This is a genomic window from Commensalibacter sp. Nvir, assembly GCF_963921845.1.
Lineage (GTDB): Bacteria > Pseudomonadota > Alphaproteobacteria > Acetobacterales > Acetobacteraceae > Commensalibacter.
In genome coordinates this window covers 17936-39365 of the sequence record NZ_CAWUGZ010000083.1, presented here as the reverse complement: position 1 = coordinate 39365, position 21430 = coordinate 17936, and the positions used below count along the sequence as shown (strand labels likewise).

Genomic DNA, 21430 nt, shown 5'->3' with positions numbered 1-21430 from the left:
AAAAAAATCTTTGAAATAATTTATAGTAATTTTTGGACATAGTATTGAATGATTATACTAAAGCAATCAATTTTTACCTTAAAATAAGTTCGTTTTACCTTTAAAATATATTTTTTTGATAAAGAATAAAGGCTTTTTAAGTTTAATTACTTAAAAAAAGAGCGTTGATAGCTCTTTTTTATTAGAAACTAGTCTTCTGTTGATGGATCAGAGTTAAGTAAAATATATTGGTTAATACCCATTCGTTCAATTAAATCAAATTGTCGATCCAAAAAGTCAATATGCTCTTCTTCGTTATCCAATATAGTACAAAATAATTCACGAGACACATAATCTCTTACCGATTCACAGTGCGCAATGCCTTCCCTAAGGTCTTTACACGCTTTTTCTTCCAAGGTTCTGTCCGCTTTAAGAATTTCTTCTACATTTTCCCCTATCATGATGGTGTCCAAACGTTGCATGTTGGGTAACCCCCCCAACATAAGAATTCGGTTTACCAATAAATCTGCGTGTTTCATTTCTTCGATAGATTCTTGATATTCTTTTTTACCAAGCTTTGTTATTCCCCAATGATTTAACGTGCGAGAGTGAAGAAAATATTGATTAATTGCCGTAAGTTCATTGGTAAGTTGAAGGTTTAAATATTCAATAACTTTTTGATCTCTAATCATTTTATAGCCTATTGTTCTGTTTCTTAAATTTATTAATTAATTTTTAACTATACGATCTTTTAAAAAAAGAAGCACGGGTTATTTAAACCATCAAATTTAGTTTATTTTTATAAAATAATAAAAAAGTACTGGACAAGTTGTTAAGAATGGTTATTATTATCATTATTATTAACACCTTTATTGTCATTGGAGTTTATTGACAATGTATATATGTTCATGTCGTGCATTAACCGATAAAGATGTTAATAATGCAATTCGGGAGGGTGCAAGTCGTCCCAGTGCAGTATATAAAACTTGTGGTTCTAAGCCAGAGTGTGGTCGATGCGTTAAGGCGATTGTCAATTTAATCAAAGAGCACAGTCAAAAAGCTTGTCAAACCTAAGCATTATATGTTTTGTTTCTTGATCTTTTACAGCTCGTTTTTTTTAATAAAAACGAGCTTTTTTTGTTAAGCTAATTGATTGAAATTTAATAAAAAAACGCTTATTTTATAAGGGTAACAAACAAGCTTTTTATTATGGTACTAAATGGCGCAAAACAATAATTATTTAATAAAATTAGATTTTTGGCTTATTGATAACGTTTTTCAGCCAATCGCCGACCGTTTGCCAGGAGAACGTACTTCCATTAATTTGGGTCTTAATCTTATTTTAGGATCCGTAGTTTTCTCCCTTGCCTTTTTGATTCTTCCTCTGATTTTATACAATTCGGGATTGTTTGCGTCGACTTACAACATTTTGTCATGTATTTTGGCTTTTTGTTTTTATGGATATGTATATCAAACTCAATCGCTAATAAAAGAACGATACGTTAATCCCTTACGTTATCATCTTTTTGGTATTCGTATTATTAGCTTACCTTTTGCTTTTTACGGTCTGTATGTTCATTTTATTGGCACCTATTTTGTTAATAAAATTTCGTTGTTTTATTCGATCAGTAATGTTTTGTCTTTATGTGGATTGTACATGATTTCATGCAATCTCAATCCTCCTTTGCAAAAGCAAAAACAGGCTGCCTTTTCTAGAAGCTCTTTGTAGTTAAATATTGTGGGCTCACACGCGTAAACAACCTATTAAAAACATTTTTAATCTTTTGTTACGGTAATTTCTTTTTCAAAAATTGGACAAGTTAAAGGCCTTTATTTACGAGACTAGGAATTGTGATCGTGGTTAAATTCGGAAAGTTTTTGTTCTGCCATTTCTTTCCAAGGTGCATTGTGTGAACTTCTTTTTAAAGCTTCACGAAACAGTGTAGCACTTTCTATCGAAACTCTATGTTCATATTGACACTGAAACTCTGCTGTTTGGGCTGCCAATTCAGGATCGAATGTCTGTAATAAAGCTTGTTTCCAAGCGATAATCGCTGAAGGTAAATTTCCGCGAGAAACTTCGAGTTGTCCAAGCAGAACATATCCTTGATAACGTTTTGGGTTATTAAGAGGAAGAACGGCTAATTTATTTCTTAATTCGTTAAGATAAGGATAGAGTTGTGCAGACAGTTTTCTCTGTTCAACTAATCTTGCCTCCAAAGGTTGAGGGCGCAACCAAGGATTGCCGTTAATAAGGTAAAGTGCAAACGATAAAAACGATATAAAAATGAATAAGATAATAAGAAGTTTTCGTCTTATTTTTGCATTTAAATTGCTTACGTTTGAAGGATAAACGGCAGCTGTTTTTAAAAAGTCTTTTTGTATTTTTACTTTTCTTTGGGTGTAGATTTCCTGAGTTATTCGATGTTGTTTTAACTCTACGTAGAGATATTCCAGTTGTTCCTTAAAAAGATTGAAAGCATAAGCGTTTTTAGGTTGTCTGACTTTTGGCGAAAAAAACAAATTTAAACCCATAGGAAATAAACAGACAAAGGTGCTTAGGAAAATCATAATCCATATCATGGTCGAGGCTCGTGTAATAATTCGGTTATATGTTTTTTCTCTTCAGCCGATAAATTTTCTGTGCAATTAGTTTTTTTTCGTATGTGGCCGAAGGCTAAGATTATACCCCCGAAAAAAGATAAAATGGGTATGAACCATAATAAGGACGTGTAGAGGTTAAAAGGAGGGTTCAAACGAACAAAATTGCCATAGCGTTTCACCATCCATTGCATAATTTTTTCATCACTATCGCCTGCTACAAGTTTTTCTCTAACCTTTTGTCTTAAATCCTTAGCAAGGGGAGCGCTACTTTCTTCTATAGTTTCGTTTTGACAGACCAAACAGCGAAGTTGTGAACCTATTGTTTCAGCTCTTTTTTCCAACTGAGGGTTGGCAAGCATTTCCTCGGGACTATCCACGGCATAGGTTTTAAAGCTAAAAAATAAAAAACAAAGACATGAAAAAAAATATAGGGTACGCATGATGGTTATCCTATGGTATTTGAAATTGTTTCTACATCACGTTCCGATAAGGGCTTAGGAATATGGGAAATTATAATTCCTTTGGGCAAAACAAGGAAACTTTCGGGTACACCCGTTAGTCCCCATTGTATACCAGCATCTCCCTTTGTATCTTGGGCAATACGCTTATAAGGGTTATCGTTTCTAGAAAAAAATTCGTTTATAGCGTGTGAATTTTCTTTGTAAGCAATTCCCCAGATGTCTATTTTATGTGATAATTGGTTAAGTATTGCCATTTCGGTCAAGCAGGGCACACACCACGATGCAAAAAAATTGATAACGATGGGTTTGGTTTGCCTCAATAACTCGTTTCTATTGAACGATGGAAAAGGGGAAACGCGTTCGAGGTTAAAATAAGGTAAACTTATTTGCGGCGTTTTAATTTCCTTTGGGTCAAAAGAACCCGTTCGTAATCGTGAAAGCATAACGTAAAATCCAGTGCCTGCCCCCAACGTGGTAATCAAAGGCAAAGAAAAAATGAGACGTCTACGTGCTATATCTTTCATAATTTTACCTATAAGCAGTCGTTTTTGAATTTTGTCTTGGTGCTAGGCCATAACGTTATAATTCCTCCAAAGGCCATAATAAGTCCCCCGATCCAGATCCACGGTGCAAGAGGATTATAATGTAATCTTAAGATATATAGAGGGTGTTGTTTATCCAACGTTTCTTTACTGCTTCCTAATGCAGCGTAAAGATCACGTATGAAGTTGGTTTCAATTGAGACGTGGGTAACAATTTGATTTTGCTCTGGAAAATATTTTCTAGAGGGGAAAAGCCATGTTACAACTTTGCCTTTGTGGGCAATTTTTATTGCGGCTTTCAAAGCCACAAAATTGGGTCCTTTTACCGTTTGTACTGAAGACAAAGTCCACTCATACCCTGCTAAGGGAACCGTGTCCCCTAGAGGAATTTCAACGATTGTGTGGGTAGCAAACGCCATGCCTGTTATTCCTAATACAGTAACAACCATACCAGTATGAGCGATTAAACTTGCGTGAACAGAATAGGGTAGCCTAAAAAATTGCCTCCAACTTTCTTGGAAGGATTTTTGAAGAAAACTTATTTTTTTAGCGTAATTGAGTATCGTATGGATAATAACCCACATACATAATCCCAAAGTCAATGCGGGTAAAAATTGGTGCAAGCAAAACCAACTGGTTAAAAAAATGAGGAGGCATAACATAGCAGGGATACTTAAAATGTTAAGCAAGTGCTGGCTATTTGTTTTTTTAAACGGTAAACGCGGTCCCACTGCCATGAAGAATAGAGAAATTAACACAAACGGAACAGTGGTTTGTTCGAAAAAGGGTTTCCCTACTGAAATAGATTGGTTCGTTAGCAATTGTAGAAAAGGAGGATACAATGTTCCTGTCAGCACAATGGAAGCGATCGTGCACAATAAAATATTATTAAAAATGAGTGAACCCTCTTTGGATAAAGGGTTAACTCCGGTTTCTTGGGCAAGGGTGGGGGCCCGCCATGCATAAAGCAATAATGCAGAACCGCTTATACAAGCTAAAAGAGCAAGGATGAATACTCCCCGGGTGGGATCGGACGTAAAAGCGTGGACTGAATTAAGAAGTCCAGATCGCACCAAAAATGTGCCACTCAAAGATAAAGAAAATGTGCTTATAGAAAGTAATAATGTCCATAATTTGAGCGATTCTGTACGTGTGTAAGCATATAGAGCATGTATTAATGCTGTTCCTGTTAACCACGGCAAGAGAGAAGCGTTCTCTACTGGATCCCAAAACCAATATCCCCCCCAACCCAATATATAATAGGACCACCATGATCCCAAAGCGATCCCACAGGTTAGGCATGCCCACGCTATCGTTACCCATGGTTTAACAAATTGTGCCCATGCTAGATCAATGGTGTTGTCCAACAATCCTGCCACGGTAAACGCAAAAGGTATGGCAAAACCGACGTATCCCATATACAAAAGCGGGGGATGCAGCGCTAACCCAGGATCTTGTAACAAAGGGTTCATTCCTTGCCCTTGTAAAGGTGCAGGCCATAAACGAAGAAAAGGGTTGGAAGTTAATAAACAAAACAGAGTAAACCCTGCGGAACATCCGCCCATTATGGCTAATGCTCTGGATTTTAATTTTAAAGGAATAGGTTGGGCACTTAAAGCCAAGAGTGAATTAAATAAAGCCAAGAGATAGCACCAGAGGAAAATGGATCCTTCATGATTTCCCCATATACCCGATATTTTATAGAGGAGAGGTTTATTACTGGCACTATTTTGATAAACACTTAACACCGAAAAATCATTGGTAACGGACGCTGTTATCAAGCACGCAAAGCTTAAGGATAAGGCAATACCCTGTGCATAGGCTAAAGGGGAAGCAAGCATCATCAATGATGCTTGTTTTGCCTTGCAACCTACCAAAGGTACAATAAATTGTATTCCTGCTAAGCAACAGGATAACGCAAGTAAGTAGTGGCCTAGCTCAGGACTGAGAATTTCCGAAATCAAGTGTATTTTCCGAATTTGAAAAGGCTTAAGGTTTAAGAATATGGTTCCATGTTTTAGGGTCGGGTGGAGGGCCATATTTAGGATCCCATTTCCCTGATTTGCGCAAAGCATCGGCAACGTCTTTGGGCATATACGTTTCATCGTGTTTGGCTAAAATTTCATTTGCAATAAAAATTTTATTTTGATCTAAATGCCCTATAGCAATAACGCTTTGTCCTTCTCGAAAAAGATCCGGAACAATTCCAAAATAATGGACTTTAATCGCAGCCTGACCATCGGTGACTTGAAATTGGACACAAGGCATTTTTTCTTTTTGTGTAAATAGGATAGAGTGAGCGACGACCATCCCGCCCATACGTATATCCGATAGCTTAAGAGTGTTTTCATGCAGTAACTGAGAAGGTGTCTTGAAATAGACTAAATTGCTTGAAAATGCCTGTAGAACAAGCCATAAAGCACAGCCTATGCAACCCATGCTTATCAAAAAAACGATAAAACGTTTGTGCTTAGGTTTCATCGTAATATTTCATTTTAGATAATTTTAATTTGATTTTTCTTAGTCGTAACCACGATTGAACCGTTAAAATGATTAATGTAATAAATGTAATGCCATACGAGGCAATAATAAAAGGTAAATGAGTCATATTGATTACAGTAAATTGCTGTTATAAAGTTGTATCTTTACAATCCGATTAAATTGGTGTTCTAAAATAGCGGATTTCACTCTGGATAAAATCAAAGCCAAAAAACCAAGGCCAAAGCCTATTAGACAAAAAAGTAAAGGCCAAATCATCGTCATAACGATTGGAGGGTTACTGGTAAATTTAAATGTATCCGTTTGATGTAATGTATTCCACCAATACACGCTAAACTTGATAATAGGTAAATCAAATACCCCAATTAATGCTAGATACGCAGCAGCCTTGTATCCTTTTTGTATGTCATCAAACGCATGCATTAACGTGATATGGCCAATATAAAAGAATAAAAGAATAAGTACAGAGGTAAGCCGTGCATCCCAGACCCACCAGGTTCCCCACATTGGCTTGCCCCATAACGAACCGGTTATCAAACATAACAAGGTTGCGATTCCTCCAATAGGACCAATTTCTTCTGCAGCCAAATCCGCTAAAGGGTGCTTCCATACCAACGAACACAAAGCGCATAATGCTAGCAAAAAATACCCTACACTTGATAATAAAGCCATGGGTACATGGATGTACATGATACGAACCGCATCCCCTTGCTGCCAATCGGGTGGAGAATAGAATAACCCCCATATAACCCCAATGGTAATGCAGATAAGACTGACACTACATATCCACGGTTGTAAAATATTAGAAAATTTTAAAAACCGGTTTGGATTTGCAAGAGCGGCTGAGCGAATCTTTTCTTTAGACATTCAATTACCTGTAGACGACGAATAGACTAATGTATTTCAAGAAGAAGGCAATGGGTTAAGTTCTATTTATTTAGTCATTGAATCTTTTAATAGTAGGTCTTGATCCATTCATTAACAGCTCAATAAAAATTGCATAGACTTTTAAAACATTTACCCTTGTTCAATCTCCGACCAAAATATTAATTTTTTGGTCAAAACAGAAACAATGCTCCACAAAGAAATTGTCATCAAAGATAAAATAATCAAAGCAGCAAACATTAAATCAGTTTGAAAACGGCTGTTGGCCGTCAACATGACAAACCCTAATCCTGAAGAAGCTCCAACCCATTCACCTACAACCGCCCCAATGGGAGCAATGGCTGTTGCAATTCTTAGTCCTGAAGCAAAAGACGGGAGTGCTGCTGGAAAGCGTAAGAAAAAAAGTCGTCTTAAAAAAGTGGCGTTCATGGTTTGGCTTAATGCCAACCATCCTTTCTGGGTTTGGTTTAATCCGTCAAAAAATGCAGACGTAACAGGAAAAAAAATCATGATAATGGCCATGACGATTTTTGATTTTATGCCAAAACCAAACCACAGCACAAGCAGAGGGGCCAAAGCAAAAGTGGGAATAGATTGACTGATAATTATTAGCGGCATCAACCATCTTCTTAACAGCGGTATTGCGATCATAAGCAAGGCAATGACCATGCCTATTATGCAACCTGAAACTAACCCAATAAGTGTTTCAATAAAAGTCGTCTCAGTGGCATTTTGCAGTAAAGATGCATTATGTTTCATCGCTTGCAGAACGGTTAACGGGGAGGGGAGTAAAAAATCTGGTATAGAAAAAAAAACTCGTCCCCCTTGCCATAATAAAACAAATCCTACAACGATAACGAAAAAGCGGAAAAAAAGTTGAAAGGTGGAATTCATGCGTTGCTATGCTGAATGAGAATGGACAATAGATCGGAGTGTGCTTGTTGCACTTTTGGAGATTGTGGAGAACGTGGAATAGGTTCATCAATAGGGCATACCGGGATAAGTTGGGCAGGCTGTCCAGCAAGTATTTGTATCGTTTCTCCTATTCGACACGCTTCAAAAGGGTCATGGGTGATCAATATAACGGTTTTGTTCTTTAGCAATTGAGCTGTGTAATTTTGTATTTTCGTTCGGGTTACGCTATCCAAAGCGGAAAAGGGCTCATCCATAAGAACAATAGGCCGATCTTCATAAAGCGTTCTGGCTAAGGCAACTCTTTGTCTCATACCGCCTGAAAGTTGATGGGGATATTGATGCAGTGCGGACGTTAATCCAACTTGCTCTAAGATGTGCGCTGCACGTTTTTTATCTTTAACAACCCCTCTAAGCTTATCACCGAACGTGACGTTCTTATAAATAGTAAGCCAAGGCATTAAAAGATCTTGTTGTCCCATATAGCTAATAATTTTTTTAAGAGGATCAGGATGATCACATTTGATGGCTCCGTTGGAAATTGGAAGCAATCCGGCAATCATTTTTAATAAACTGCTTTTACCGACACCACTGGTTCCAAGAAGTATATTAAAAAGCCCTCCTTTAAAGTGGGTGCACAAATTGGAAAAGATGGGTTTATTGTCATAAGTAAAAGATACATTTTGAATGACAATGGAAGTGCTGGGCTTCATGTGCAAAAAAAATTATCGGGGGTACTGGGTGTAGGGCAATATCTGCGAGGTGGAAACGCAAGTTGATCCAATCTTCCGAGTTGTAAGGATAGGTTTGGATTATAAAAAGGATCAGAGCGAAGTGCTTCGGACCATCGATGCCGCATGTAAAAAATTTCATCGCGTTCTTTGCCTTTTCGATCACTTGTATAGTGATTTTTTAAAGAAAAGGATTCATAATGAATTAAATGGGCTCGTTGGCACTGTACTACACGATAACCAAATTTTCTCAGCTTCAAACACAAATCAACGTCGTTATAGGCAATCGCTAAGTTTTCATCAAAACCATTAAACCGATCAATGGCACCTTTTCTAAGTAACATACACGCGCCGGTTACGGCTGAACAATCAAAATCACCTTTAAAAGACAGTTCATCATCTTGTTTAAAGCGATCTTTATGTTCACACAGATTACCAGCACCCATGATAATACCATTGTGTTGAATGAATCCCTGCTTATAGTAGAGTTTAGCCCCTACAGCACCCACACGGTTGTCTTGCATATGTCCCATCATGTAATGCAGCCATTCATTATTTATAGGTGTAACATCGTCATTGAGTATGACAACAAAATCCGTTTGTGCAAGTTTTATTCCGCTATTACAGCTATGAGAAAAATTAAAAGCGTCTGAAAAAATCTGTAGATAATTTACATTCTCATGCGCGAGTAAATGGGTTAGGTTGCGCGTTTGTTCATCCGATAATTGGCAATTTTGACTGAGGATGAGCAAAAATTCACAGTGGGGATAACTTGTATTTTTTATGACAGAATGGATGCATTTGGTCACATATCGATTATTTAAAGTGGTGGGTATAATAAAGGTAACACGCTGTTGATCAAAAATAGGGTTTACTAAGATTGGAAAGCTAGTTTTGTGTGAAATTTCGTAATGCCAGCGACGTGAATTTAATTCTGAAGTCACAGTTTCATGGATTTTTTGGATAATTGTCTGGTTAAGTGCCTGTGATATATGCGTCAATACATGGGGTATGTGGGCAATCTTTCCTTTTTTGTGCAGGATGTAAAAAGCTAAGGCTAATCGATGGGAAAAAGCACAGGTGAATTTTTTTTGGTTTTGATGTTGAAATTCCTCAAAAATATCTTTTCTTATCAGCCATAGTCCCAGGGTCAGCAATCCGGAACAAAGCATTGCATATTCTAAATTTGGTTTGAAATAGGGTCGCGAACGGTGTTGGCACGTATCAATATAATCAATGTCACCATATAAAGCTGCAGGAGAGTTTTTGATCTCAGCAAAGTGGAAAAATAGGTCTAGGGCAGAATTGGAAATAATTTCAAAATCTTGAAGTATTCCAACATAGTGCTGTGTAAGGTCATTTGTTGTTTCAAGTGTAATGTTATTGCTATATATTGAACCATCAGACGAAGAGTAGATGTGAATATCGAGATTCATTGCGTGCGTTGATGCATTGTTTTTTTCTATAGGACGATCGTAAATTTCACACCATGTTTTATACGTTAAGTTTTGAGGTTCTGACGTGGCGATCAATCGTATAAGTTGTCTATACTCGACGGGTTTATATTTAAACTTGAGAAGGGTTTTAAATGTAAAAAAAGGATGAATAATTGCTAGTAAGAAAGCAGCAACGATGCGCGATAAAGGTAAAAGCCAAACTTTTTTGAATATTCCCCTTTTGTTTCGGTTTGGGTCAATCGAGTTGAGCGTAATGGCATTACATTGTCTCGGTATATAAATAATCCCTAGGGCGAGTAAGTAAAAAGAGAAGCGAATAGGTTTTAAATAATAGGAATTTTCAAGCTGGTTACTATCTTTAAAATGAAGCGCTCCCATAAAGGGCAAAACAGGTGGGTAAAATTTATCCCTATTGATAATACCAAAAACTAAGCACCATTTATTGCGTTTAAAACTGGAAACGGGAACAACGAAAGGGGGCAATACAGATTTCCTTTTTTAAATCAGAAGAACAAATCTTTTGATAAAAGCGAGTTATTTTGCAGTCGAAGACGTTATTCGTTTGTTGGTAAAAATAAACAAAACAACTAGGTAATTTGATTTTTTAATTATACAAACAGCATAAAAACTCTAGTCTGGTATACTGAAAATCAGCATAATTGCTCTAATGTTTGTAATATTTTTTTCGTAGAGCTTATCGCGCATTTGGGTTAACACAATTTACTGCAGCATTTTCTTTTATACATCAAAAAATCATAATAATTTTTTAAACCTTAAAGTCAAGGATCATTGTCACAAAAACTAAGACCAGTTTATTTATTCTTTTGACTCAGATAAAATGTAAATCACTGAAGATTATTATTCATTTAAGAAATCGATAAAACAGCGTTTGAGTATGTTTTTGATCAGCAATGTCGTAAAAAACAAATGATTGAATGTAAGGCACTGCATCACTATGAAACTAATTAAAAAATTAAATGTAGTGTAATTTTATAGTTTGAGAGAAATGGTTGCTTTTATTATCTTTAATAACAAATATTAGAATTAATTTTTTTGTTTATGAACAATTGAACCAACTCAGTGTCGATATTGCACAGGGTAAAACACGTTGGTTTTATTCTTTCGCCTATAAGAACCTAATATTCTTACAATAAAGTAAAATTTTCTTTGGATATTCCATAGTCTGGTGTTTCAATATGTTAACAGTATAAGGTCTTTTGCATCATACGTTTACGTAGTGTTAAGGTTGAAAAGGAACAGCAATTTTAGTTAATAATTGCACTGAAGTTGCAAATAAATGGTATATTCAAAGAATTTAATTCTCTAGGGTTGATCATTTAAGAGGGGTGGAAACTATAGGTCCCACATTTTGCTTAAATGTTTTATTAAACTTTTTTTATTTTAAATTTTTTATGCTTGTCCGACCAGTTTACCAAAATCTTCAAAGGATAATTCGCCAACATGAGGTTTTTCGTTAAAGACAAAAGTAGGCGTGCTGTTGATTTTATACTGTTCTGAAGCTGTTTTAACTTCGTTCATAATGATATTCTCAAGTGACTTATCTTGAATTACTTGTTGAAAGCGATCAGGAGACATTCCTGCTAAAATAGCATATTTTTTAAGTTCAGCCATAGGATCGACGCCATCAGCAAAAACCCATTTTTCAAGATTTTGCAATAACACCATAACAAAAGGTTCATATTGTTCTATGGGTAGGGATCTGGCCACAATGGCTGCTGCTAGGGCGACCCTGTCTAGAGGAAAATCTCTAAAAATGTAATATACTTTACCGGTATCAATATAATCTTTCTTAATAGCGGGTAACGTTTTTTGTGCAAAATCGGCACAATGCGCACACGTAATGGAAAACCATTCTTGAACATGAACCCCTGCTTTTAGATTTCCTAAGGCCCTTATCGAAGAAAAATTTGAAAAAGGTTCGTCTGCTTTGACTCTAGAAGTAAAAGCAAATAAAGAGAAAGTAGGAAGAGCAGTCGTCATTAAAGCGCGTCGTGTAATGGGCATGATTAATCCTATGCAAAATTAAAATAAGTTCATGGTTAATGGTCTACAATTTAAAAATATTTAATATTTTAGCTGGAGTATAATTTTATTATATTTAGGGCCAATTATCAACGTAAATGCGGTGGGTTTAATGATTTGGTATATTTTATATTAAGCTAAAGCCTAATTGATACCGAACAAATTTTATCTTAATTTTTGGTCAAATGTGAATCGTTTTTATACAAAATTATTTTATGGTTTTAGTAAGTTTAATTTCTTATGAATTTTTACATATTTCGTTCTGGTGGCAAGGTCATATAGAAAAAATTGTTTAGCCCATAGTTTGTTTTGATGATACAGCACCCTATTGAAGTTTTTAAATTTTTAAAGGATTATAGCTGTGCTATGCAAAGAATATTAAAACAGTTGAAAACTTCAGTATTAAAGTTTTTAATTATAAATTTATTCAGAGTTTTCAAATTTGTTTTATAATTTTTTGGAATAAAAAACTTTATATTGATAATTATGTTAATTGCAAAATTTTAATCCAGTTATTTTGACCTCTCATAATCAGAAATATTATATCAAAAAACATTGAAAATTTGAAAGCAAAAGACAGATACTGTTTATCAAAAAATAATTTATCTGATATGACAGAAATTAATTATTGGAAGTGCAGCTAAATTAGCGTTGTATTGAAACAAGGAGATTTTTGATGATCATAGTTTGTGGGGATATTCTCATCGACTTTATCCCAGATAAAACAAAAGATGGATCTGAATGTTATTGTCCAGCTCCAGGGGGATCGTGTGCAAACATTGCGGTTGCAATTGCGAGGCTAGGTGGAAAAGTTGGATTTATGGGAGGAGTCTCCACTGATTTTCTCGGAGAAAAATTAATTGATTTTTTGAAATCCTCACATGTTGATTTAAAATACGTTGCACGTGCGCCTCAGCAAACCACTCTGGCCTTTGTGGAATTGGGTGAAGAGGAACCTGCTTACGCTTTTTATGATGACAATACAGCGTCTCGACTTTGGACTCGTTCACAGTCCCCTGGCTTCAGCGAAGATATTCAACTGATTCATATCGGTTCAACGTCTTTGATTGGCCCGCCAATTTCTGATTCTTGTGAACGAATGTTTAAAATAGAAAAAGGAAAAAGAATTCTTTCCATTGATCCAAATTGTCGGCCTAATGCAACGGCAAACCCAGATGTTTATCGTGCCCGGTTAGCGCGTTTAACCGCTATGGCAGATATTATTAAACTTTCCAAAACCGATTTGGCTTACTTAAGGCCAGATAGCACAATCGAAGAAGCCGCGCATTATTGGTTAGAACGTGGAACGTCCATCGTTATTGTAACCCGCGGCAGTCAAGGCGTTCTGTGTTTTTTACCCAATCAACCCGCGTTTAGTGTGGAAACTCATTTTGTAAAAGACGTTGTAGATACGATTGGTGCTGGCGATACTTTTATGGCTGCAACCTTGACGTATTTGCAAAAACAGAATTGTTTGACCTTGGATAAAATTAAAACCATTACGGTTGAAAAAATCACCGAAGCTTTAAAATACGCCTCTATAGCTGCTGCCATTAACTGTCAACGGCGCGGTGCCAATCCCCCATGGGAAAATGAAGTACAAGAAAAATTAAAATAAGAGAACAGGTTATTTAAGGAGGGTATTAAGACGCGTCCATTGGCTTGGTTTTAGTTTTTTTGTTGAATATTGAATTCAGTTTCATTTTCTTGGCGAATTTTTGGCACTTGCAAACGTAGGCGTTTTATGTGCCTAGGATCTGCGTCAAGAACCCTAAATACAAGCCCTGAGGCGTGATTGAATACCTCTCCTTTGGTGGGTATGTGCTCTGCCATTAAGAAAACTAATCCGCCAATAGTATCTATGTCGGAATTGCGTTCTTCTGCACTTAGAAAAGTACCGACTTGGTTTTCAAGATCTTCCAAAGGCATTCTGGCGTCTAGATCAAAGGTGTAAGGATCCTTTTGTACAATCATTTGTACTTTAGGATCATCATGTTCGTCAGCGATATCGCCTACAATCGTTTCGACTAAATCTTCGATAGTAACAAGGCCGTCCACGCTGCCATATTCATCAATGACTAAGCCAAGATGAATCTGCTGAGAGCGCATTTGCAATAAAAGATCTAACACGGGTATTTGTGGGGCAACAAATAAAGGCTGTCGCAACACATCATTGAGATTAAATTGGTCACTTCGACCTATATAAGCGACCAAATCCTTGACATGCAACATGCCAACAATATTATCCAGTTGCTCATGATATACGGGTACTCTTGAATGATTTTCATGCCGCATAATTTCTAGGGCTTTTTCAAAACAAATATCGTCAGAAATCGCAAACACATCGGCTCTCGGTAACATAACGTCGTCAGCGGTCTTTCCCCTTAATTTTAAAATATTGGTAATTAAGAGCTTTTCATGAGTGGTGAGCTCTTCGGCAAGGTGTTCGCCTGAAACCAAATTATTTTTGTTTTTTTCCACCACTAAATTTTCAATAGATTTTCTAAGGTTTGAGCAGCGGTTTTTGTGAGACAGTTTATTAAAAATAGATCGTAATCCTTTTAATTTTAACTGTGAGGGTTGCGGGTGTTCCGGTAACGCGTTATCGGGTGCAACCTGCGCAGAAGGCATGGTCAGTTACTCCGTATTATAAAAGAGTTTTCCATGGATTGGGTATGCCGATTTTGTGTAAAATCGATGCTTCTTTCCTCTCCATTATTCTGGCATCGTTAACACAAATGTGATCAAAACCTTGTAAATGAAGAAGTCCATGGATAATTAAGTGAGATAAGTGATGAATAACCGGCCTTTTGGCTAATTTTGCTTCCTTTTTTATCGTTTGTAAAGCGAAAACAATATCGCCACCGAATTGTGTTGGGCAGTGGGTTAATTCAAATGTTAATACATTGGTTGCTTTATTTTTTCCTCTAAATTCGTAATTTAACCGCTTCACAGCTTGATCATTGTTAAAGCTTAAACAAATATTCTCATTAATGAATAAAGTTTCGTGTATACGTTCTAAATAAGGAAACAATTTAGGTAAAAATTTATGCCAGCGCGCGTCTTGGATACTTATTTTTTCTAAAAGGTAAAGACGTGTTTGGTAGCGTGTCGATAGTATCATGAGGTTATCGTGCATTTACCCATTGAGGTGTATCGGCTTTACGATTTAGTTTATTTTCTTGATCGTAAGCCCGCACAATACGACTTACCAAAGGATGCCTGACGACATCGTGCGCGGTAAAGCGCATAATTTTTATTCCTTTAACATGTTCCAATATTTCAACCGCATCCTGTAAGCCTGATTTAATGGAAGAGGGAAGGTCTATCTGAGTCAGATCGCCGGTAATGACCATTTTTGAACCTGGGCCCAAGCGTGTTAGAAACATTTTCATTTGGGCACAGGTTGTGTTTTGTGCCTCATCAAGAATAACATAAGCGTGTTCAAGGGTTCTTCCTCTCATAAAGGCTAAGGGGGCTACTTCGATTTCGCCATTCGTCAACCGTTTAATCAATTGGTCTCCAGGTAAGGTATTGTGCAAAGCATCGTAGAGGGGACGTAAATACGGGTCAATTTTGTCTTTCATATCTCCGGGTAAAAAACCTAATCTTTCGCCTGCTTCTACCGCTGGTCTTGATAGAATAATGCGATCGACTTGGCCAGAAAGTAATAAAGACACCGCTTGCGCTACGGCTAAAAACGTTTTACCTGTTCCAGCAGGCCCTATGCTGAAAACCAATTCTTCTTTAGCCAGAAGGTTAAGGTATTCTGCTTGTCCTGCGGTTCGCGCTGTAATTAATCCTTTTCTTGTAGAAATACTTGGAAGATGATGATTGGGGGAAGGAGATACCGTGGGGTGGGGCTCTTCTTCGAACACGTTAGGCAAAATACCTTCGCGTATCATACGAATAACCGTGCTTACCATTGTTGAGTTGATGGGTTGTTCGTGCCCAATTTGATTGTAAAGCGTTGTCAATACAGTTTTGGCAAGTTCGACCGCCTGAACACCTCCTTCAATAACAACGATGTTCCCTCGACTTCCAAGTTGGATGCCTAACTCTTTTTCAATTTGCACCAAGTAACGATCGTGTACACCCATAAGTTGTGCGAGGTATTGATTGTTATTAAATCGTAAGGTTAGCTTTAATGTATCTGAATCTAATGCTTCTTCTGTAACCACATGGGGGGATAAACGAGGTCTTGTATTCAAAAGTTAATTTTCCTTACACTAATGAACCGGATAGAGAAAACGTTAAACATTCGTCAATACGCACATTTTTTTCTTGTCCAATAAGGTTTTGATCGGTCGTAATATGCACAGCTTGTAAAAAGGGAGATTTGCCTACAATTTGCTTTGGTTTTCTGCCACGATGCGTAAATAACACAGGAAGGGTTTTATGAATTGTTTGTTGATTGAATTGCGTTTGTTGATCGTTAAGGAGGGCTTGCAACTCTTTCAATCGGGAATCTTTTTCAGTTTCTGAGATTTGATTTTTAGAAAGAGCTGCTGTTGTCCCGGGTCTGGGCGAGTATTTGAACGAAAAAGATTGAGCAAATTTAATATCTTCAATCAATTTAATCGTTGCTTGAAAATCAGGGACCGACTCACCAGGGTGACCGACAATAAAATCCGATGACAAAGCGATATCAGGCTTATGACGCTTAAGCTTATCGATCAAACGGCGATAGTCATCAGAAGTATGCCCTCGATTCATAGCTTTCAATATTTTATCAGAACCTGATTGTACAGGCAAATGAACAAAAGGCATAAGGGTCGGTAAATCTCTATGGGCTTCAATCAGTGAATCTTCCATATCTTTAGGATGAGAAGTCGTATAGCGAATGCGTAACAGATTGGGAATTAAAGATAATTTTTCTATTAATTTAGCCAAATTCCAAGTGCTTCCTTGAGGTCCTTCACCATGATAGGCATTTACATTTTGACCCAAAAGGGTGATTTCTTTGACCCCTAATTGGCATAAATGCTTGGCTTCGTCTAAAATGGCTTGCACTGGTCTGCTCTCTTCGGCCCCTCTGGTGTAGGGGACAACACAATACGAGCAAAACTTATCGCATCCTTCTTGAATGGTTAAAAAGGCGGATTGACCGGGTGCTTCACTGGTAGAAGGTAAAAAATCAAATTTACTCTCAACTGGAAAGTCAATTTCAATAATATTGCCCGATTTTTTTGAACTTTCCAATATCATTTTCGGAAGTTTATGGTAGGTTTGTGGCCCTAAAATGATATCAACGTAAGGGGCTCTTTCTAAGATAATTTTACCTTCTGCTTGGGCAACACACCCCGCGACCGCTATGAGGGTCGAGTAACCGTTTTGAAGTCGCAGTTCTTTGATAAGTTTTAGTCTGCCTAATTCAGAAAAGACTTTTTCCGTGGCTTTGTCTCGTATATGACAAGTATTTAATATTAACACGTCTGCATTCTCTGCTTTGGGGGTAACGCTATACCCCAAAGGACGCAGCAAATCGATCATGCGATTGCTATCGTAAACGTTCATTTGACATCCCCATGTGATAATATGAAGTTGTCGGGTTGGGGTAGAATGATTAAATACAGGATGTATGGCAGCCATAAACGGGTTAGCCTATGCGATAATGGAAAAATGAGATAGCGTTTTGTTTTTATTTAATTAAATAGGTGCTTACAAGGTTTTTTTCCACAAATATATCGTATGTGAGTACGCAAAGTGAACTATTTTGGTTAAAAGGACAAAGTTTTATTATTTGATGGTCGTATTGAATTGAAACCTTTTTGACTTTTCTTTCCATGTTGAACCATTCTTTTAAAACCCTTGTTGATTGATACATAGGTAAATGAAGCGTATCGGATTTATATCATCATCAATGTATATTCTTGGTTAGTTTTTCAGTTAATTTATCGGGTCTGCGCTGTCGGAGCGTGGAAGTTCCATGCGCAATAACCTCCCAAGTTTTTTGTGCAAGTTCTTTTCGGTTCGTAAAATGTTCTGGATACAGAGGGTCATGAAAAACAATTGAAGCGTGCAAATCAGACCATTGGCAAAATTCCCAAAGGTGAGGGGCAAGCTCCATATCGCCATACCAAGAACAAACGGGACGCTGGAGTCGATTAACAGGAAGCATACCCAGACGATCGTATACGATTGATATAGGTTGAATTATAGGCGTTGGATAAGTGGACATGTTTTTTTTCAGAGGTTTTGCCAACACAAAAAAAGAAGACATGAACGGCAATAAATGGGAACCGTTTGAAGACGTCCCCTCAGGAAATAAAATAAGACTATCGCCGTTTTGTAAGCGTTGTGTCATGATCAAATGTTCTTTAGCAGTGGATTTTTTTTGCCTACTAACAAAAATCACTCTGCCTAATTTGCATAAAATACTTATGAGGGGCCAAGTTCCAACCTCTTCTTTGGCAACAAAACAGCCCGTTGCTAAGCCACCGATGGTGGGGATATCCAGCCACGACGTATGATTTACCACATACAATACGGGTCTATTTTGTAGGGTGCTCTGTTGTGAGCATGTGGATAATATCGTACCATAAAACGTCAATTTTACCCCTAACAATCTACACACGTTACGCCAAAAAAAACAAACGAATGTTTTTTTACCCTTGCCTGGTAGTTTCAAAAGAACAATTTGCACAGGCATAGCCATTATTGTCCAAGCTAAAATACTTGCAATTTTCCGTATTGCTCTAATTTTTCTAAACAAAAAACTTAATTTTGGGAATAAAGGTGGATAATCTATAATGTCTAAAGACAAATTAATTTTGTTGAATTGTCTTTTTTTAGAAAAAATCTTGGATTGTGTATTTTGTGCATCTGTATTGAAAAAATTATATATTTTATTTGAAATAAAACGACCTTGGATAGACTTTTTCAAAACTTTTACACTATCCTCTACGAAATTATTAGGGATATACATACGTATTTTACTGTCATGTGTTATTTTATAATAATTCTACAAAGTCTGCAAGAAGTGTCGTTTATTTCTGTTTGTATCAAATTTTGTCAAGCCTAACATTAAAAATTAGGCACTGTGAGCAGGATTAAAGTTTTGACATTAAAATATATTTCCTTTAGTAGCTTGGCGTTTGGTAGCCTTTGATAGGTACTTGTTGACGGGTTCGCCGATGGCAATTGAATGAGGGTAAGTAATTTGTTGTTCAACAGGATCAAACGCATTAACAACCTGAAATTTCACAATTCCCAGTCGTTTATAACGTTATTAAAGGTATTTTGTGCAGCGTATATAACGGTTTTATGTTGTTATGATACGGGTTTTGCTGCCGATCCACAAACCTATACAGTAACTATTGAACCCACAGGAAATTCAACGATTGATAAAACACTTTCCAGTGTTTCCAATCTTGTTTCTTTAAAAAAAACCGGAGCTGTGGGTGCCTTTGCATTGGCAGGTCGTATTAAAAACGATTACAAACGATTAAAAGAGGCTATGGATAGTTTTGGGTATTATGATGCGGTTATTACCATTCAATTGCATCGTCCGCAATCTTCAGAGACGTTTCAAGAAGGCACTAATGTTGAATACAATCAAGTGGGGCCCTTGTCGCGAATGGTCCCAATGGTTATGAACGGTAATGATGCTGAATTGCCCGGGTTTATAAAAGCTATCCCTAGTGGACAACCTGTGAAAATTGTTATCAAGATCGTAAAAGGGACGCAATACCGAATTGGTGCAATACATTTTACGCGTTTGATGACTCAAGATCAAAACGAAAATTCTCAATCCACAGCACATTCAGAGGACGTGTATCCTTATTTGCCTTCAAAGACACTAAAAAATCATATAAATACAATAGCTCTCACTGATAATCAAATGAAGGCATTCAACTTAACATCGGGTCAAATTGCCAGTGCTGCAGATATAGTTGCAGCCAAAAATCGTTTGCTCGATGCCCTTAGGGAAGGCGGTCATGCATTAGCCAAAGTAGGCGAACCCGTAGGGTATTTAAGGCCAGAAAGTAAAACTTTGGATATTGTTCTTTCTGTCGATGCAGGTCCTGTTCTCAATTTAGGAAAAATTCAATTAAAAGGGCTTGATAAAGTGCATTCTTCATTCATTCGTAAGCGATTGGCTTTGAAAGAAGGACAGCTTTACCAGCCGTCTAAGATTGAAGCAGCCCGGCAAGATCTTTCTAATTTATCGGTATTTTCAAGTATTGATGCCCGTTCGGGGTCAACGGTGGATGATCAGGGCAGATTACCTATTGAATTAATTTTTAAAGAGGTAAAACGTCGTACCTTTAGTTTTGAAACCGGCTATTCAACGGATTTAGGTGGACGAGTAGGGGTGCGCTGGACCCATAATAATCTCTTTGGTAACGCCGAACAATTAAAGTTGGTGGCATTATCTACGGGGTTGGGTGGTTCCGCACAAAGAGGATTAGGATACGATGTTTATGCGGATTTCACAAAACCAGATTTTAAAAGAAAAAATCAAAATTTTAATGCTCGGATCGAAGCCGTAAAACAGAATTTATATTCTTATGATCAGACAGCCCTATTGGTTAAAGCCGGTATTGACCGTCAGTTAAATCAACGGTGGAGTATATTTGCTTTCTTAGGAGCCATTCAAGAACATATCCGTCAAATGGATCAAGTCAATTCGTATTCCATGATTAATATACCTTTAGGAGTAAATTATGATAGTACAGGATTAACGAATTCTTTGATGTCACCAACAAAAGGGCTCAAAGCTTCACTATCGGCAACGCCTACAGGTTCTTTTGGGGACGGGGCTGTTTTTTTTGGTATTTTACAAGGTACGGGCTCAACGTATTTTGATCTAGCTAATCTGGGTTTGACCAACCCTGGTCGCAGCGTCTTTGCTTTTCGCGGAACTATTGGAAGTATTCAAGGGGCCTCACGTATGAATCTTCCGCCCGATCAACGGCTTTACGCGGGTGGCACTTCCACCGTAAGAGGGTTTCGTTATCAAGGGGTGGGGCCACAATTTCCCGGTACGAAATATGCGGTGGGTGGCAAGGCTATGGATGCGGGGACTATAGAATATAGGCAAAGAATATATAATCAATTTGGTGCTCAAGCCTTTGTTGACGCCGGTCAGGTTAGTGAAAATTCCATGCCTTTTGAAGGGACATTAAGAATTGGTGCGGGTGGGGGTGTTAAATACTACACGCCTTTGGGACCGGTAAGGGTAGATGTTGCGTTACCTGTCAATAGACCTCCACGAGGGGATAGATTTGAAGTTTACATAAGTTTAGGGGAAACGTTTTGATCGTTCCTTCAATTCGGCAGAGATTAAATCCTATCTTTAAAATGGGGATGTC

The 21430-nt window shown here is 37.3% G+C and carries 21 protein-coding genes; 4 read left to right on the top strand and 17 right to left on the bottom strand.

The genetic code is table 11. From position 1 onward, the window contains the following. Positions 1 to 188: 188 nt before the first annotated feature. Entirely contained in the window at positions 189 to 671 is a 483-nt protein-coding gene (gene bfr, locus AABE15_RS05815) for a bacterioferritin (RefSeq protein WP_338330342.1), read from the bottom strand. A gap of 202 nt (positions 672 to 873) precedes the next feature. On the opposite strand from bfr, the gene AABE15_RS05810 reads away from it, so the two are divergent. Next, complete coding sequence (locus AABE15_RS05810) at positions 874 to 1053, top strand: (2Fe-2S)-binding protein (protein WP_338330341.1); 180 nt, start codon at positions 874 to 876, stop codon at positions 1051 to 1053. 145 nt (positions 1054 to 1198) lie between these two features. Further along, positions 1199 to 1708: a hypothetical protein gene (locus tag AABE15_RS05805; protein ID WP_338330340.1), complete on the top strand. Its 510-nt coding sequence runs from the start codon at positions 1199 to 1201 to the stop codon at positions 1706 to 1708. A 113-nt stretch (positions 1709 to 1821) separates the two neighbouring features. On the opposite strand, the gene ccmI is transcribed toward AABE15_RS05805, so the two are convergent. The 11 genes from ccmI to AABE15_RS05755 all read right to left on the bottom strand — a co-directional run bounded on the left by ccmI (position 1822) and on the right by AABE15_RS05755 (position 12095). Next, complete coding sequence (gene ccmI, locus AABE15_RS05800; protein WP_338330339.1) at positions 1822 to 2502, bottom strand: c-type cytochrome biogenesis protein CcmI; 681 nt, start codon at positions 2500 to 2502, stop codon at positions 1822 to 1824. A gap of 56 nt (positions 2503 to 2558) precedes the next feature. Next, on the bottom strand, positions 2559 to 3023 hold the full coding sequence (locus tag AABE15_RS05795) for a cytochrome c-type biogenesis protein (RefSeq protein ID WP_338330338.1): 465 nt from the start codon (positions 3021 to 3023) through the stop codon (positions 2559 to 2561). A gap of 5 nt (positions 3024 to 3028) precedes the next feature. Then, complete coding sequence (locus tag AABE15_RS05790) at positions 3029 to 3568, bottom strand: redoxin family protein (RefSeq protein ID WP_338330337.1); 540 nt, start codon at positions 3566 to 3568, stop codon at positions 3029 to 3031. A gap of 8 nt (positions 3569 to 3576) precedes the next feature. Next, on the bottom strand, positions 3577 to 5550 hold the full coding sequence (locus AABE15_RS05785) for a heme lyase CcmF/NrfE family subunit (RefSeq protein ID WP_338330336.1): 1974 nt from the start codon (positions 5548 to 5550) through the stop codon (positions 3577 to 3579). Positions 5551 to 5575: 25 nt separating this feature from the next. Continuing rightward, on the bottom strand, positions 5576 to 6067 hold the full coding sequence (gene ccmE, locus AABE15_RS05780; RefSeq protein WP_338330335.1) for a cytochrome c maturation protein CcmE: 492 nt from the start codon (positions 6065 to 6067) through the stop codon (positions 5576 to 5578). After that, positions 6057 to 6194 (bottom strand): heme exporter protein CcmD, encoded by a 138-nt coding sequence (gene ccmD / locus AABE15_RS09265; RefSeq protein ID WP_408870257.1) that lies wholly within the window; start codon positions 6192 to 6194, stop codon positions 6057 to 6059. The genes ccmE and ccmD overlap by 11 nt, the downstream gene beginning before the upstream one ends. Before the next feature lie 5 nt (positions 6195 to 6199). Next, positions 6200 to 6952: a heme ABC transporter permease CcmC gene (ccmC, locus tag AABE15_RS05775; protein ID WP_338330334.1), complete on the bottom strand. Its 753-nt coding sequence runs from the start codon at positions 6950 to 6952 to the stop codon at positions 6200 to 6202. A gap of 150 nt (positions 6953 to 7102) precedes the next feature. Then, complete coding sequence (locus tag AABE15_RS05770) at positions 7103 to 7864, bottom strand: ABC transporter permease (RefSeq protein ID WP_338330333.1); 762 nt, start codon at positions 7862 to 7864, stop codon at positions 7103 to 7105. Next, a complete protein-coding gene (locus AABE15_RS05765; RefSeq protein WP_338330332.1) occupies positions 7861 to 8595 on the bottom strand; it encodes an ABC transporter ATP-binding protein in 735 nt (244 codons plus the stop codon). Before AABE15_RS05765 ends, AABE15_RS05770 begins: the two co-directional genes overlap by 4 nt. Beyond that, positions 8592 to 10553: a glycosyltransferase gene (locus tag AABE15_RS05760; RefSeq protein ID WP_338330331.1), complete on the bottom strand. Its 1962-nt coding sequence runs from the start codon at positions 10551 to 10553 to the stop codon at positions 8592 to 8594. Before AABE15_RS05760 ends, AABE15_RS05765 begins: the two co-directional genes overlap by 4 nt. A 927-nt stretch (positions 10554 to 11480) precedes the next feature. After that, the gene (locus AABE15_RS05755; RefSeq protein ID WP_338330330.1) at positions 11481 to 12095 is read right to left on the bottom strand and encodes a thioredoxin domain-containing protein; all 615 of its coding nucleotides are present in this window, start codon (positions 12093 to 12095) and stop codon (positions 11481 to 11483) included. Between the two features lie 694 nt (positions 12096 to 12789). On the opposite strand from AABE15_RS05755, the gene AABE15_RS05750 reads away from it, so the two are divergent. Next, entirely contained in the window at positions 12790 to 13731 is a 942-nt protein-coding gene (locus AABE15_RS05750; protein WP_338330329.1) for a carbohydrate kinase, read from the top strand. A gap of 50 nt (positions 13732 to 13781) precedes the next feature. Here the strand turns inward: AABE15_RS05750 and AABE15_RS05745 are convergent, their stop codons facing one another. The 5 genes from AABE15_RS05745 to AABE15_RS05725 form a co-directional block, all read right to left on the bottom strand. Continuing rightward, positions 13782 to 14744 carry a hemolysin family protein gene (locus tag AABE15_RS05745; protein ID WP_338330328.1) on the bottom strand — a complete coding sequence of 321 codons (963 nt, stop codon included), beginning with the start codon at positions 14742 to 14744 and terminating at the stop codon, positions 13782 to 13784. A gap of 16 nt (positions 14745 to 14760) precedes the next feature. Beyond that, positions 14761 to 15252, bottom strand: coding sequence for an rRNA maturation RNase YbeY (gene ybeY / locus AABE15_RS05740; protein ID WP_338330327.1), 492 nt, complete (start codon positions 15250 to 15252; stop codon positions 14761 to 14763). Then, a complete protein-coding gene (locus AABE15_RS05735; protein ID WP_408870256.1) occupies positions 15242 to 16324 on the bottom strand; it encodes a PhoH family protein in 1083 nt (360 codons plus the stop codon). Before AABE15_RS05735 ends, ybeY begins: the two co-directional genes overlap by 11 nt. Before the next feature lie 13 nt (positions 16325 to 16337). Continuing rightward, on the bottom strand, positions 16338 to 17705 hold the full coding sequence (miaB, locus tag AABE15_RS05730; RefSeq protein ID WP_338330326.1) for a tRNA (N6-isopentenyl adenosine(37)-C2)-methylthiotransferase MiaB: 1368 nt from the start codon (positions 17703 to 17705) through the stop codon (positions 16338 to 16340). A 268-nt stretch (positions 17706 to 17973) separates the two neighbouring features. Continuing rightward, a complete protein-coding gene (locus AABE15_RS05725) occupies positions 17974 to 18999 on the bottom strand; it encodes a lysophospholipid acyltransferase family protein (RefSeq protein ID WP_338330325.1) in 1026 nt (341 codons plus the stop codon). Positions 19000 to 19260: 261 nt separating this feature from the next. On the opposite strand from AABE15_RS05725, the gene AABE15_RS05720 reads away from it, so the two are divergent. Then, positions 19261 to 21378 (top strand): BamA/TamA family outer membrane protein, encoded by a 2118-nt coding sequence (locus AABE15_RS05720; protein WP_338330324.1) that lies wholly within the window; start codon positions 19261 to 19263, stop codon positions 21376 to 21378. The last annotated feature ends 52 nt before the right edge of the window (positions 21379 to 21430 follow it).

Excerpts from the sequence above, each read along its gene's own strand:
- AABE15_RS05765 (WP_338330332.1), bottom strand. The coding sequence starts at position 8,595 with ATGAAGCCCAGCACTTCCATTGTCATTCAAAATGTATCTTTTACTTAT.
- AABE15_RS05755 (WP_338330330.1), bottom strand. The coding sequence starts at position 12,095 with ATGCCCATTACACGACGCGCTTTAATGACGACTGCTCTTCCTACTTTC.
- bfr (WP_338330342.1), bottom strand. The coding sequence starts at position 671 with ATGATTAGAGATCAAAAAGTTATTGAATATTTAAACCTTCAACTTACC.
- AABE15_RS05810 (WP_338330341.1), top strand. The coding sequence starts at position 874 with ATGTATATATGTTCATGTCGTGCATTAACCGATAAAGATGTTAATAAT.
- AABE15_RS05795 (WP_338330338.1), bottom strand. The coding sequence starts at position 3,023 with ATGCGTACCCTATATTTTTTTTCATGTCTTTGTTTTTTATTTTTTAGC.
- miaB (WP_338330326.1), bottom strand. The coding sequence starts at position 17,705 with ATGGCTGCCATACATCCTGTATTTAATCATTCTACCCCAACCCGACAA.
- ccmE (WP_338330335.1), bottom strand. The coding sequence starts at position 6,067 with ATGAAACCTAAGCACAAACGTTTTATCGTTTTTTTGATAAGCATGGGT.
- ccmD (WP_408870257.1), bottom strand. The coding sequence starts at position 6,194 with ATGACTCATTTACCTTTTATTATTGCCTCGTATGGCATTACATTTATT.
- AABE15_RS05790 (WP_338330337.1), bottom strand. The coding sequence starts at position 3,568 with ATGAAAGATATAGCACGTAGACGTCTCATTTTTTCTTTGCCTTTGATT.
- ccmC (WP_338330334.1), bottom strand. The coding sequence starts at position 6,952 with ATGTCTAAAGAAAAGATTCGCTCAGCCGCTCTTGCAAATCCAAACCGG.
- AABE15_RS05745 (WP_338330328.1), bottom strand. The coding sequence starts at position 14,744 with ATGCCTTCTGCGCAGGTTGCACCCGATAACGCGTTACCGGAACACCCG.
- AABE15_RS05720 (WP_338330324.1), top strand. The coding sequence starts at position 19,261 with ATGAGGGTAAGTAATTTGTTGTTCAACAGGATCAAACGCATTAACAAC.
- ybeY (WP_338330327.1), bottom strand. The coding sequence starts at position 15,252 with ATGCACGATAACCTCATGATACTATCGACACGCTACCAAACACGTCTT.
- AABE15_RS05805 (WP_338330340.1), top strand. The coding sequence starts at position 1,199 with ATGGCGCAAAACAATAATTATTTAATAAAATTAGATTTTTGGCTTATT.
- AABE15_RS05770 (WP_338330333.1), bottom strand. The coding sequence starts at position 7,864 with ATGAATTCCACCTTTCAACTTTTTTTCCGCTTTTTCGTTATCGTTGTA.
- AABE15_RS05750 (WP_338330329.1), top strand. The coding sequence starts at position 12,790 with ATGATCATAGTTTGTGGGGATATTCTCATCGACTTTATCCCAGATAAA.